The sequence below is a fragment of the Paracraurococcus ruber genome (assembly GCF_004353985.1).
Lineage (GTDB): Bacteria > Pseudomonadota > Alphaproteobacteria > Acetobacterales > Acetobacteraceae > Paracraurococcus > Paracraurococcus ruber.
The window spans coordinates 1-12636 of sequence record NZ_SMOA01000170.1; the positions used below are offsets into that span (position 1 = coordinate 1).

The following is a 12636-nucleotide window of genomic DNA, read 5'->3' on the forward strand; positions in this document are numbered from 1 at the left end:
CCGGCGCCGGCCGCGCTCCGGCGCCGCCGCCGGGCACGCCGGCCAGTACGCCGCTCGGCCCGTTCGAGACCATCGCGCGGCAGGCGCTGGTGGTGGATTTCGACACCGACGCGGTGCTGCTGGAGAAGAATGCGGAGGAGCGGATGCCGCCCTCCTCCATGTCGAAGCTCATGACGATGTACGTCGTCTTCGACATGCTGAAGAAGGGCCGCCTGCAGCCGGACCAGCAGCTGCCGGTCAGCGAGCGCGCCTGGCGCATGGGCGGGTCCAAGATGTTCGTCCAGATCGGCAACCAGGTGCCGGTGGATGCGCTGATGCGCGGCGTCATCGTGCAGTCCGGCAATGATGCCTGCATCGTCTTCGCCGAGGCGATCAGCGGCAGCGAGCAGCAATTTGCCGAGCTGCTGACGCAGGAGGCGCGGCGGATCGGGCTGACCGACAGCAATTTCCGCAACTCGACCGGCTGGCCGGACCCGGAGCACCGGATGACCTGCCGCGACCTGGCCCGGCTGGCCAAGCGGATCATCACCGACTTCCCGGAATACTACCGCATCTACAACGAGCGCAGCTTCACCTGGAACAACATCAGCCAGGAGAACCGCAACCCCACCCTGGCCCGGGTGCCGGGCGCCGATGGCCTCAAGACCGGCCATACCGAGGAAGCGGGCTATGGCCTGACCGCCAGCGCGAAGCGCGGCGACCGCCGGCTGATCATGGTGTTCAACGGCCTGCCCACCATGCGCGCCCGCGCCGAGGAGAGCGAGCGGCTGCTGGAATGGGGCTTCCGCGAGTTCGAGAACGTGGTGCTGTTCAAGGCGGCGGATGTGGTGGAGGAGGTGCCGGTGCATCTCGGCACCCGCCGGACCGTGCCGCTGGTCGGCGGCAAGGACATGATCGTGACCCTGCCGCGCAGCTGGCGGAACCGGCTGCAGGCGCGGCTGCAATACGAGGCGCCGGTGCAGGCGCCGGTGCTGAAGGGGCAGGAACTGGGCAAGCTGCTGGTCAGCGGCCAGGGCGTGCCGAACCTGCAGCTGCCGCTGCTGGCCGGCGCGGATGTGGAGCGGCTGGGGCTGATCCCGCGCATCCCGGCGGTCATCGGCTCCTGGTTCGCGGGAAGCTAGGTGGCAGCGGGCACCGCCGGGCCGGTCGCCACGGCAAGGGGGCGCCGCGGGCCCGGCCGCGGGGCGGGCGCATGACCGCCGGGCCGCCGCGCGGCCGCTTCATCACGCTGGAAGGCGGGGAGGGGGCGGGAAAGTCCACCCAGGCGCGGCGGCTGGAAGCGGCGCTGGCCGAGGCCGGGCATCGCGTGCTGCGTACCCGCGAGCCGGGCGGCGCGCCGGGGGCGGAGGCGATCCGCGGCGTGCTGCTGAACCAGGGGCCCTGGGACGGCGTCGCCGAATGCATGCTGCATTTCGCCGCGCGCCGGGACCATGTCGTCAGCACCATCCGCCCGGCCCTGGCGGCCGGCACCTGGGTGGTCTGCGACCGCTTCGCCGACAGCACCATGGCCTACCAGGTCTTCGGCCAGGGCGTGCCACGCGCGGTCTTCGACGCGCTGGCCGCGGTGGCGCTGGAGGGGCTGCGGCCGGACCTGACCCTGGTCCTCGACATCGGCCCCGAGCAGGGGCTGGCCCGCGCCGCGGCGCGCGGCGAGACCAACCGCTACGAGGCGCTGGATCCGGCCTTCCACGAACGGGTCCGGGCCGGCTTCCGGGCGATCGCCGCGGCGGAGCCGGAGCGCTGCGCGGTGCTGGACGCGACGGCGGCGCCCGAGGGGGTCGCGGCGGCAATCCTGGGGCTGGTGCGCACCCGCCTCGGCGCATGACGCCGACCGAGGTCGAGCGGATCAAGCTGACCGCCAATGCCATCGACCGCGCCTCGACGGCGACGCTGAATGCCGGCGTCATCCTGCCGCTGGCGGGGCTGAGCCTGCTGCCGGGGCGGATTTCGCTGGTGGATGTGCTGGCGACTGCCTACATCTGGGGCACCGTCGCGCTGGCGCTGCACCTCGCGGCCCGGCGCCTGCTGCGGAGCCTCGATCCCTGAGGCCCGCCCCTGGGAGCCTGGCGTGAGCCTGAACACCGACCTCCTCATCGCATCCCTCGCCATCGGGCTGCCGCTGGTCGGCCTGGTCTGGGGCTATGTGCTGCTGGAGGAGCGCCGCGCCCGGGTGCGGCGGGCCGCCGGGGCACCCCCGGCCAAGGGCTGACCGGGCCGCGGTTCCGCGCCGGCCTGCCCTGGCGCGCATCCGCCATGCGCCGCCGCTGCTAGCCGATCGCGGGGCCGCGCGCCGGGCCGCTCCCGGCATGGCGCGACCCGCTCTATAGCGGCTTGCGCGCTCTTCTGAACGCGCAAGCCGCTATAGCCTGTTGATTGCAGAGCGGATTCACCCGTCCGGGCGTTCACGCCCTCCCGCGATCCGCTCTAGTCTGCCGGCGTGACCCTGCCGCCCGAGCCCCGCGCCAATCCCGACCTGGTCGGGCATGACGACCCCGCCCGCACGCTGGAGGAAGCCGCCCGGTCCGGCCGGCTGCACCATGCCTGGCTGCTCGCCGGGCCGCCCGGGGTGGGCAAGGCGACCCTCGCCTACCGCTTCGCCCGCTGGCTGCTGGCCGGGCTGCCGCCGCCGGTCGCCGGGCGGCCGCCGCTGGAGGTGCCTGAGACCCACCCCGCCTTCCGCCGCGTCGCCGCCGCCGCGCATGCCGACCTGTTCACCCTCGCCCCCAATGCCGGGGAGCGCGGGGTGAAGCAGGTGCTGCGGGCCGACGATGCCCGCGCCGCGCTGCGCTTCATGGCCATGACCGCGGCCGAGGGCGGCTGGCGCGGCGTGTTGGTGGAGAACCTCGAGCAGTCGGAGCGCGAGGTGGTGCAGAACATCCTGCTCAAGACGCTGGAGGAGCCGCCGCCGCGCACCGTGCAGGTGATCGTGACGGCGGCGCCGGACCGGCTGCTGCCCACCATCCGCAGCCGCTGCCGGCGGCTGGACCTGGCGCCGCTGCCGATCCCGGCGATGGAGGGGCTGCTGGCCCGCTGGCTGCCGGACCATCCGGGGCCGGAGCGGCTCGGCATCGCCGCCATCGCCGATGGCTGCCCGGGGACCGCGCTGGCGCTCGCCGAGGGCGACGGGCTGGCGCTGCAGCGGCTGGTCGAGCAGGTCTTCGCCGAGCTGCCGCGGCTGGATCCGCGCCGGGTGCATGTCATCGCCGATGGCGTCGCCGGCCGCCGGGACGCCCAGGCGCTGGCCGTCTTCTTCGCCCTGCTGCGCCGCGCGCTGGCAGCCGGGCTGCGGCAGGCCGGGCGAGGGGGGGCGGCCCCCTGGCTCGCCGGACGGTCGCTGGCGGACTGGTCCCTGCTCTGGGACCGGCTGGGGCGGCTGGCCGAGGCGGCGGAGAAGCTCAACCTCGACCGCCGGCAGACGGTGCTGACCGGCCTCGGCCTGCTGGCGCAGCGCTGACGGCCGGCGCCGCAGCGGGTGGTGGAATTCCCGGCCCGCCCGTCGTAAAGCGCGGGGGACATGCGGGAGCGGATCGCGGCGGGCCGGCAACGGCCCGGTGCGTGCATCCGCTCCATACACAAGGCCCTGCGGCGGCGCGGCGTTCGACCCTGGACGCAGGCCGCGATGGGTGGCCCGGCAGCGGGCGGATCGAAGGGCAGCCGGATGGCACGCTTCTACTACACGACGCCCATCTACTACGTGAACGACAAGCCGCATATCGGCCACGCCTACACCTCCCTCGCCACGGATGTGCTGGCGCGCTGGAAGCGGCTGGAGGGGCACGAGGTCTTCTTCCTCACCGGCACGGACGAGCATGGCCAGAAGGTGGAGAAGGCGGCGCTGGATGCCGGCATGGCGCCGCAGGCGTTCACCGACCAGGTGAGCCGGAGCTTCCGCGTGCTGGCCGAGCGCATGGGCTTCTCCAACGACGACTTCATCCGCACGACGGAGCCGCGGCATGTCCGCGCCTGCCAGGCGCTGTGGGAGGAGCTGGTCCGCCGCGACGAGATCTATCTCGGCGCCTATGAGGGCTGGTACGCCGTCCGCGACGAGGCCTTCTACGGCCCCGACGAGCTGACCGAGCGCGACGGGGTGAAATATGCGCCGAGCGGCGCGCCGGTCGCCTGGGTGAAGGAGCCGTCCTACTTCTTCCGCCTGTCGAAATGGCAGGGCTGGCTGCTGGACTTCTACCGGGACGAGGAGCGCTTCATCGCCCCGGCGTCGCGCCGGAACGAGGTCATCCGCTTCGTCGAGTCCGGGCTGCAGGACCTGTCCATCAGCCGCACCAGCTTCACCTGGGGCATCCCGGTGCCGGGCGACCCGGCGCATGTGATGTATGTCTGGCTGGATGCGCTGACCAACTACATCACCGCCGCCGGCTATCCGGACACGGGGGCGGGACGCTGGAAATTCTGGCCGGCCGACGTGCATTTCGTCGGCAAGGACATCGTCCGCTTCCACGCCATCTACTGGCCGGCCTTCCTGCAGGCGGCCGGGATCGCCCCGCCGAGGCGCGTCTTCGCGCATGGCTGGTGGACGATCGAGGGGCAGAAGATGTCGAAGTCGCTCGGCAATGCCATCGACCCGCTGGCGCTGATCGAGGAGTACGGGCTCGACCCGCTGCGCTACTTCCTGCTGCGGGAGGTGCCCTTCGGCAATGACGGCGATTTCTCCCGCGCCGCGCTGATCGGACGGGTGAACGGGGAGCTGGCGGATACGCTCGGCAACCTGGCGAACCGGACGCTGTCGCTGATCCAGCGGAATTGCGACGGTGCGCTGCCGGCGCTGGCCGAGGCTGCGGAGGCGGATGCCGAGCTGTTGCAGGGGCTGGAGAGGCTGCCGGCGACGGTCGCGGCGCATCTCGAGGCGCAGGAGTTCCACCTGGCGCTGGAAGCCATCATGGCGCAGGCGCGCGGGGCGAATGGCTACATCACGGTCCAGCAGCCCTGGGCGCTGAAGAAGACCGACCCCGCCCGCATGACAGTGGTGCTGCGCAACCTGCACACGGCGCTGCGCGTCTTCGCCACCGTCCTGCAACCCTTCATGCCCGGCACCATGGCGGCGATGCTCGACCAGCTCGGCGTGCCGCAGGAGGCGAGGGGGCTCGCCGACCTCGCCACGCCGCTGCCCGCCGGCGCGCGCCTCCCGCCGCCGGCGCCGCTGTTCCGGAAGATCGAGGCCGCCGCCTGACTCATGCTGATCGATAGCCATTGCCATCTCGACCACTTCTCCGACGAGGAGGTCGGGGAGATCGTCCAGCGCGCCCGTGCCGCCGGCATCGGCCGCCTCGTCACCATCGGCACCCGCGTCCAGCAGGCCGCCGCGGTGAAGGCGCTGGCCGAGCGCTTCGAGGATGTCTGGGGGACCGTCGGCGTCCACCCGCACAATGCCGGGGAGGAGGCGGGGGCGCCCTCGGTCGATGACCTCGTCGCGCTGGCCGACCATCCCCGGATCATCGGCATCGGCGAGGCCGGGCTCGACTATTTCTACGACAAGGCCCCGCGCGAGGCGCAGCAGGAAGGGTTCCGCCGGCATATCCGCGCCGCCCGGATCACCGGGCTGCCGCTGGTCATCCATGCCCGGCAGGCCGATGACGACATCCTGGCGATCCTGCGGGAGGAAACCGCCGCGGGCGGCCCCTTCGGCTTCCTGCTGCACTGCTTCTCCTCCGGCGCCGACCTGGCGCGGCAGGCGGTGGCGATGGGGGGCTATGTCTCCTTCTCCGGCATCCTGACCTTCCCGAAATCGCCGGAGATCCGGGCGGTGGCGGCCGAATTGCCGGCCGAGCGCATCCTGGTCGAGACCGACAGCCCCTATCTCGCCCCCGTGCCGCTGCGCGGGAAGCGCTGCGAGCCGGCCTATGTCGCGCACACCGCGAAGGTCCTGGCCGAGACCCGCGGCGCGACCATCGCCGAGATCGAGGCGCTGACCACCGCGAACTTCTTCCGCCTGTTCCAGAAGGCCGCGTGAGCCTGCTGCGCGTCACCATCCTGGGCTGCGGCGGGTCCGGCGGGGTGCCGCTGCTGGGCGGCGCCGGGGAGGGCGGCGAATGGGGCGATTGCGACCCGGCCGAGCCGCGCAACCGCCGCACCCGGACCTCCTGCCTCATCGAGGCGCCGACCGGCGAGCGGCTGCTGGTGGATGCCGGGCCGGACCTGCGGCAGCAATTGCTGGCGGTGGGCGCGGCGCGGCTGGACGCCGTGCTGTTCACCCATGCGCATGCCGACCACATCCTGGGCATCGACGACCTGCGGCAGGTGAACCGGCTGGTGGGCCGGCAACTGCCCGCCTATGCCACCCGGACCACGCTGCAGAAGCTGGACGACCGCTTCGACTACGCCTTCCTGCCGCCGACCGAGTTCTTCTTCCGTCCCTCGCTGGACCCGCGGCGGATCGGCTGGGGAGAACGTTTCGAGATTGCCGGCATGGCGGTGGAGGTCTTCCGCCAGGACCATGGCGTCATGGACACGCTCGGCCTGCGGATCGGTGGCTTCGGCTACTCGACCGATGTGGTGAACCTGCCGGAGGAGAGCCTGGCGGCGCTCCAGGGCCTCGATACCTGGGTGGTCGGCTGCTTCCAGCACAAGCCGCACAGCGTGCATGCGCATCTGGAGAAGGTGCTGGACTGGGTGGCGGCGCTGCGGCCGCGGCGGACGGTGCTGACCCATATGGGCCCGGCGATGGACTACCGGGCGCTGTGCCGGTCGCTGCCGCCGGGGGTGGAGCCGGCGCATGACGGCCTGGTGCTCGAGGTGCCGGTGGCCTGACCCGGCGGCAAGGTGGCCGCACCGGCCGTAGCGGCACATCAAGCCATGCCCGGCATCCGGGCCCGGCATCCGGTCATGCGCGCGGATGGCGCTGGGGATCCCGGGGATGCCCGGGCGCGTCTGCCCACCGGGTTGTCCCCAGGCCAAAGTTTTCCATAATAAACCTTATGCGGCTTATATGGTCTGGGGATAAGGCCTGGATGTCCGTGCGGCCCCGACCGCCCGTCCGTATGCCCTCACCTGTCTGCTGGCCCCCCACAGGCCCCCGCCACCTAGCTAGCCCGATCGGCCGCCGCCGGTCCACTGACGCTGGATGTCGCGACGTGTCCAGGTTACCACGGTGATGCGCCCGCGCCACGCCTCGGCCAGCCTCGGCACCGGCATGCCGGGCCACGGCACGGCGCGCCGCGATGGGTCCCGAGCCTGTCCCTGCCTTCGCCGCCGTCCGCGCCGGGCATGGCCTTCGTGGCGTCGGCCGCCCCATCCCGGCGCCGCAGATCGGCCAGCCGGCGGCCCTGCCGCCGCGCTCCTCGTCGCTGCCGCTCGTGACCCGGCCTGACCTGGTCGCGTGCCGTGCCGGCCGCGACCGGCGTCACTGCGGCCCCGCCCGCAACCGGCGTCAGTGGCGATGCGCCTCCGCCGCCACCCGCCGCGCCGCCACGCCCGGCGGCGTCACCACCACGTTCTGCATCATCCCCTGGTCCTCATGGTCCAGGACATGGCAGTGCAGCACGAACTCCCCGATGTAGCGCTGGTAGCGGGTGCGGATCACCACCGTGTAGCCCTGGTTCACCAGCAGCGTGTCCTTCCAGGCATCCTTCATCCCGGCATAGAGCGGGTCGACGGCGAAGGCGTCCTTCCCATCCGCCGTGGTCGCGGACACGACCTGGAACGGATTCACATGGATGTGGAAGGCGTGTGGGAATTGGTTCGCCGTCAGCGTCCATTCCTCGACCCCGCCGAGCGGCAGTTGGCGGTTCACCACGGCTGGATCGTAGGCGGCATTGTCCACCAGATAGGCCGCGGTCGGCTGCGGCGGCGGGCCGCCCGGCGGCTGCGGGTCGAGGTCGTTCACCTGGAATTCCAGCGTCTGCCGGCCGGTCAGCTCCGAGGCCAGGATCGGCCGGTGCCAGGTGAAGGAGGCGAGCCGGATCCCTGCCCTGTCCTGCAGCTCGGCCAGCACCCGGTCGCGCGCCGGGCCGGTCAGCCGGGCCTGCGCGGCCCGCACCAGCGCATCCCGCACCAGGGCGGCGGGCGCCAGCGTCACCCGCTGCGGCGCCGGCAGCACCCGGACGATGCCGAGCAGCGCCTGCGGCTGCAGCGTGCGCGTGGTGGTGGTCGCCGGGTCTGGCTCGTCCACCAGGCAGTAGAGGCCCGGCTCCGGCGCCGCCACCAGCAGGTCGCTGCGGTAGCCGGATTGCAGCCAGTCCACCGCCGTCTCCCGCACCGCCGCGCGGGTCAGCCCGTCGGTCTGGATCTCGAACAGCGGCAGCCGGGCGGCGCCGCAGGCGGAGGCGACGAAGGCCTCCGCCTGGGCGGCCGGCACGCCGCCGGGCGGCACGGCGCGGCCCGGCGCCACCGGCCGCAGGCTGACCCCGATCTGCGCCGCCGTGCCGGCATGCAGCAGCCGCCAGCGCTCCACCCGGCCGGCGGTCATGGTGAAGACCGGCTGCACCTCCCCGTTCACCGTCGTGAAGCGGCCGGTGCCGCCCCAGCCCGGGAAGGGCATGGTGCCGAAGCCGAGCTGCTGGAAGAAGCTCTGGACCAGGCCGGTCTCGCCCTCGGCGCAGGTGAACTGCCCCTTGTCGGCCCCGTCGGCCACGGTCTGCACCAGCCCGTCCCTGAAGCAGCCATAGGGGATCTGGCCGAAGAGCAGCAGCTTCTCCGGCATGCCGCGGGTCAGCACGTCGATGTCGCCGGGCTCGTCCGCCCGGGCGCCGGGCTTGCGGCTGCCCTCGATCACCAGCGCCCCGGCCATGCCGCTGGCCACCTGCAGCGCGGTCGAGCCATGCCGGTGCGGGTGGTACCAGAAGGTCCCGGCCGGGTGGTCGGCGGGGATGTTGTACTCGTACTGGAAGACGCTGCCCGGCCGCAGGTCCAGCAGGACATTGTCGGAATTGCCGGTCGGCGAGACCCAGAGCCCATGGCTGTGCATGTTGGTGCTGTTGAAGCAGCCCGGCCCGTCATGCCCGCCGCCCACCGGGCAATCCGGCTCGGCCGGCAATTCGTTGCGCAACGTCATCCGCACGGTGTCGCCCGGCGTTACCCGGATGGTCGGCGCGACGATGCGGTCCGCCAGCACCCGGGCGCCGCGCGGCAGGCCGGCATCGACATAGCCGCGCAGCCGCACCCGGTCGTGCCGGCCGGTATTAGGGTTCCAGATCCGGCCGGCGACCTCGCGGATGGCCAGGTCGAGGCTGGCCTGCCGCGGCGCCGTGCCGACCGGCCCGCGCAGGCCGGGGGCCGAGAGGCGCCGCGCCTCGCGGCTGTCCCGCTGGATGGTGGCATCGGCCGGGGGCTGGAAGGCCCTCTCCTGCGCCAGCGCCGGGCCGGCCAGCAGGCTAAGCAGCAGGGCAAGGCCCAGGGCGCCGCGCCGCGCCGGGCCGTGGCGGCGCGGCATCCCCGGCCGCCTGGGGGCATGGCGTGGCAGCGGCATGGCGATCCCTCCCGCGGGAGCGTGCCTCGCCCCCTTGCGCGGAAAGCCTAGGCCGGGCCCCCGGCAACCCCGGGTTACAAGAACGCCACCTTCCGGTTGCGCCCCCTGCCCTGGCGCAGCCGGCGGCAGCGAGGCCGGCAGGCCCGCCGGAGCCGGGGCAAGCCCGGCGCGCCCGCACCCCATGGCAGGCGCGCCCCACATCGATCGCGCCAAGGAAGGGCCGGCGGCCGAGTCGCCGGGGGCCGTCGGCTTGCGGGCCTAGGCCGGGGCGATCCTGCATCGGGCCAGTCCCCGCCTCGCCAACGCCGGCGGTCACCGCCCCGGCAGGCCGGCCGGCGACGCCTGCCCCCTCGGCCGCCCCGGATGCGGGCGAGACGCGCCCTGGCGGGCAGGCCGGTCGGGCCTCCCGCCGCCCGGCCGATGCAGGCGGGACGGCCGGCCGCAACTCGCCCGCCGCCGCGGCGACCGGCGCGGGTCACCGCGCGGCCCGCCACCTGCTATGCAGGCCGGCCCGTGACCGAGTCCCCGGATGGCCGGCGGCCGGTCGCCCCGCCCTGCCGGAGAGACCTGGCGATGCCCCCTTCCCCCGACCCCGCCGCCGCGCTGCTGCGGCTGCTCGCCACCATGGCCCGGCTGCGCGACCCGGCGGGCGGCTGCCCCTGGGACCAGGTGCAGGACTTCACGACCATCGCCCCCTACACGATCGAGGAGGCCTACGAGGTCGCCGACGCCGTTGGCCGGGACGACCGGCCGGCGCTGCAGGACGAGCTCGGCGACCTGCTCTTCCAGGTGGTCTACCACGCCCGCATGGCCGAGGAGGAAGGAGCATTTTCCTTCGCCGATGTTGCGGAAACTATTCACAGGAAAATGGTCTCCCGGCATCCGCATGTCTTCGGCGATGCGACGGCCCGCTCCGCCGAGCAGCAGACCAGCGCCTGGGAGGCCCAGAAGGCGCAGGAACGGGCCGCCCGGGCCGAGACCGGCACCCTGGCGGGGCTGCCCGCCGGCCTCCCCGCCCTCACCCGCGCCGCCAAGCTCACCCGCCGCGCCGCGCGGGTGGGCTTCGACTGGCCGGATGCCGCGGCGGTGCTGGACAAGCTGGAGGAGGAGGCGGCGGAGCTGCGGGCCGAGCTGCCCGGCGCCGACCCGGCCCGCCTCAAGGACGAGGTGGGCGACCTGTTCTTCGTGCTGGCCAATCTGGCCCGCAAGCTGGACCTGGACCCGGAGGATTGCCTGCGCGGCGCCAATGCCAAGTTCGAGCGGCGCTTCAACGCCGTTGAGCAACGCCTTGCCCGGCAGGGCCTGAGCCCGGCCGATGCCGGGCTGGAGGCCATGGAGGCCGAGTGGCAGGCGGTGAAGGCGACGGAACGCGGCGCCGCCTGACCGACCGCGCCCGGCGCCGCGCCGCATGGCCGGGCCGCGCCCCGGGGGACGCGGCCCGGCGCCCGGGTGCCAGCGATCCGCGGGGTCCTCGCAGCGCCCGGACCCTTGCGCACCGCTGATCCACGCGCGCCCGCGCCGCGCGGCCTCCCGCTCACCGCCATGACCCGCAGGGCGAGTCCGCGCGCCGCGCAAGCCGCGCCGCGACGCGATCCGCCCTCGGGTCGTGCCTGGCGCCGGCGCGACTCGGCGACGGACAGGCCCCGGCCCACACCCCATCAGCATTCTTGATGGCCCTAAACCCGGCGCCGCAGGGCGGCTGCCTGGGGCTGTAAACCGTTTCACTCGACCTCGGCCAAGCCAGCACACCGCATGAAAATATCTTACAAGTATTTGAAAAGCTTTTGCAAGAATTGCGATGTGCCGCGCCGGGCCAGGAGCAGAGAACTTTTCGGGAACATGGCTGTGCGGCCCATGTCGCTGGCAATGCAGACGCACCATGCCGGGCGATCCCGGACGCGGTGGGTGCACGCCCACCCGTCGCATGACGCAGCGCCATCCGGCGCGGCGCGGCCTGCGGCGCCGCGCGCGGCCATGCGGCGCGGCGTCCGGGCAGTCCCCGGCGCATCCCCAGGCAGCAGAAAGGGGCCGGACCTTGCGGTCCGGCCCCCTTGGCAGGCGGCAGCGAATGGCGGCAGCGGGGCCGCCCGGCGTCAGGCCTCCGGGGCGTTGCCCGTAGCGGCCGGGGCGCCGGTGCCGGCGCGGATCTGCACCCGCTCGGGCAGCGGGATGAATTCCTGCGCGTCCCCCGGCACCTTGGCGAAGCGCTGCGCCTGCCAGTCCGCCTTGGCCTGCTCGATCCGCTCGCGCGAGGAGCTGACGAAATTCCAGAACACGTAGCGCGGGCCGTCCATGGCCGCGCCGCCCAGCAGCAGCAGCCGGGCGCCGCGCGGGCCCGCCGCCAGCGCCAGGCCGTCGCCGGCGCGGAAGACCAGCATGCGGCCGGCGCCATGGGTGTCGCCGCCCACCGTCACCTCGCCCTCCAGCACATAGGCCGCCCGTTCCTCATGCCGGTCGGGCAGCGGCAGCCGGGCGCCCGCGGCCAGCACCGCATCGGCGTAGAAGAGCGGCGATGCGGTGGCGACCGGCGCCCGCATCCCCCAGGCCTCCCCGGCGATGAGGCGCAGGTGCAGCCCGGCCTCCTCGCCCACCGGCAGGGTCGCCGCCGGGTGATGGGCGAAGGCGGGCGCCGTCTCCTCGGCGGATTTCGGCAGCGCCACCCAGGACTGGATGCCCGAGAGGCTGCGCGTCACCTGCCGGTCCTCGGCCGAGGACCGCTCGGAATGAGTGATGCCCCGCCCCGCCGTCATCCAGTTCACGTCGCCCGGGCGGATCGCCAGGTCGGAACCCAGGCTGTCGCGGTGCTGGATCGCGCCCTCGAACAGGTAGGTGACGGTCGAGAGGCCGATATGCGGGTGCGGCCGGACATCCAGGCCGCTGCCGGCCAGGAACTCGCCCGGGCCCATCTGGTCGAAGAAGATGAAGGGTCCGACCAGCATCCGCTCCTTCGCCGGCAGGGCGCGGCGGACCTCGAAGCCGCCGATGTCATGCGCCCGCGGCACGATGACGAGGGAGACGTCCTTCGGGATGTCGGTGCAGTCGGGCTCGGCGGCGGGTTGCCAGCTCATGCGGCGCCTCCTTGGGGTGGCCCTGATATTGGGCGCCGGGGCGGGTGCTGTCAGGGCGGTGGGCGCGGCGCGCCCGGCATGGCCACCCCGCGCGCGCCGCGGCCGGCGAGCCGGTGCCGGCCTGGGCCGCCAGCCCCCCGCAACCCCGGT

11 protein-coding genes are annotated in these 12636 nt (G+C 73.6%); 9 read left to right on the forward strand and 2 right to left on the reverse strand.

What is annotated here, in order from left to right; all coding sequences use genetic code 11:
* From E2C05_RS22335 to E2C05_RS22365, 8 genes are all read left to right on the forward strand, one after another.
* Positions 1–1121, forward strand: a 1121-nt coding sequence (locus E2C05_RS22335; RefSeq protein WP_133221858.1) for a D-alanyl-D-alanine carboxypeptidase family protein, incomplete at its 5' end; no start/stop codon positions are given.
* Positions 1122–1192: 71 nt separating this feature from the next.
* On the forward strand, positions 1193–1825 hold the full coding sequence (tmk, locus tag E2C05_RS22340) for a dTMP kinase (RefSeq protein WP_133221859.1): 633 nt from the start codon (positions 1193–1195) through the stop codon (positions 1823–1825).
* Positions 1822–2046 carry a hypothetical protein gene (locus E2C05_RS22345; RefSeq protein ID WP_133221860.1) on the forward strand — a complete coding sequence of 75 codons (225 nt, stop codon included), beginning with the start codon at positions 1822–1824 and terminating at the stop codon, positions 2044–2046. The genes tmk and E2C05_RS22345 overlap by 4 nt, the downstream gene beginning before the upstream one ends.
* 22 nt (positions 2047–2068) lie before the next feature.
* The gene (locus E2C05_RS33260) at positions 2069–2209 is read left to right on the forward strand and encodes a hypothetical protein (protein WP_158292300.1); all 141 of its coding nucleotides are present in this window, start codon (positions 2069–2071) and stop codon (positions 2207–2209) included.
* A 228-nt stretch (positions 2210–2437) separates the two neighbouring features.
* Positions 2438–3454, forward strand: a complete 1017-nt coding sequence (locus tag E2C05_RS22350) for a DNA polymerase III subunit delta' (RefSeq protein WP_133221861.1) — start codon at positions 2438–2440, stop codon at positions 3452–3454.
* A gap of 204 nt (positions 3455–3658) precedes the next feature.
* Positions 3659–5185 carry a methionine--tRNA ligase gene (gene metG, locus E2C05_RS22355; protein ID WP_133221862.1) on the forward strand — a complete coding sequence of 509 codons (1527 nt, stop codon included), beginning with the start codon at positions 3659–3661 and terminating at the stop codon, positions 5183–5185.
* Between the two features lie 3 nt (positions 5186–5188).
* Positions 5189–5965, forward strand: a complete 777-nt coding sequence (locus E2C05_RS22360) for a TatD family hydrolase (protein WP_133221863.1) — start codon at positions 5189–5191, stop codon at positions 5963–5965.
* A 5-nt stretch (positions 5966–5970) separates the two neighbouring features.
* The gene (locus tag E2C05_RS22365) at positions 5971–6762 is read left to right on the forward strand and encodes an MBL fold metallo-hydrolase (protein ID WP_133221867.1); all 792 of its coding nucleotides are present in this window, start codon (positions 5971–5973) and stop codon (positions 6760–6762) included.
* A gap of 619 nt (positions 6763–7381) precedes the next feature.
* Here E2C05_RS22365 and E2C05_RS22370 read toward each other — a convergent pair.
* Positions 7382–9382, reverse strand: a complete 2001-nt coding sequence (locus E2C05_RS22370) for a multicopper oxidase family protein (protein ID WP_133221864.1) — start codon at positions 9380–9382, stop codon at positions 7382–7384.
* Positions 9383–9991: 609 nt separating this feature from the next.
* Between E2C05_RS22370 and mazG the strand changes: the two genes are divergently transcribed.
* On the forward strand, positions 9992–10801 hold the full coding sequence (mazG, locus tag E2C05_RS22375) for a nucleoside triphosphate pyrophosphohydrolase (RefSeq protein ID WP_133221865.1): 810 nt from the start codon (positions 9992–9994) through the stop codon (positions 10799–10801).
* A gap of 710 nt (positions 10802–11511) precedes the next feature.
* On the opposite strand, the gene E2C05_RS22380 is transcribed toward mazG, so the two are convergent.
* A complete protein-coding gene (locus E2C05_RS22380) occupies positions 11512–12486 on the reverse strand; it encodes a pirin family protein (RefSeq protein WP_133221866.1) in 975 nt (324 codons plus the stop codon).
* Between the last annotated feature and the right edge of the window lie 150 nt (positions 12487–12636).

Coding starts and splice junctions, on each gene's coding strand:
- tmk (WP_133221859.1), top strand. CDS start 1,193: ATGACCGCCGGGCCGCCGCGCGGCCGCTTCATCACGCTGGAAGGCGGG.
- E2C05_RS22345 (WP_133221860.1), top strand. CDS start 1,822: ATGACGCCGACCGAGGTCGAGCGGATCAAGCTGACCGCCAATGCCATC.
- metG (WP_133221862.1), top strand. CDS start 3,659: ATGGCACGCTTCTACTACACGACGCCCATCTACTACGTGAACGACAAG.
- E2C05_RS22360 (WP_133221863.1), top strand. CDS start 5,189: ATGCTGATCGATAGCCATTGCCATCTCGACCACTTCTCCGACGAGGAG.
- E2C05_RS22370 (WP_133221864.1), bottom strand. CDS start 9,382: ATGCCGCGCCGCCACGGCCCGGCGCGGCGCGGCGCCCTGGGCCTTGCC.
- mazG (WP_133221865.1), top strand. CDS start 9,992: ATGCCCCCTTCCCCCGACCCCGCCGCCGCGCTGCTGCGGCTGCTCGCC.
- E2C05_RS22380 (WP_133221866.1), bottom strand. CDS start 12,486: ATGAGCTGGCAACCCGCCGCCGAGCCCGACTGCACCGACATCCCGAAG.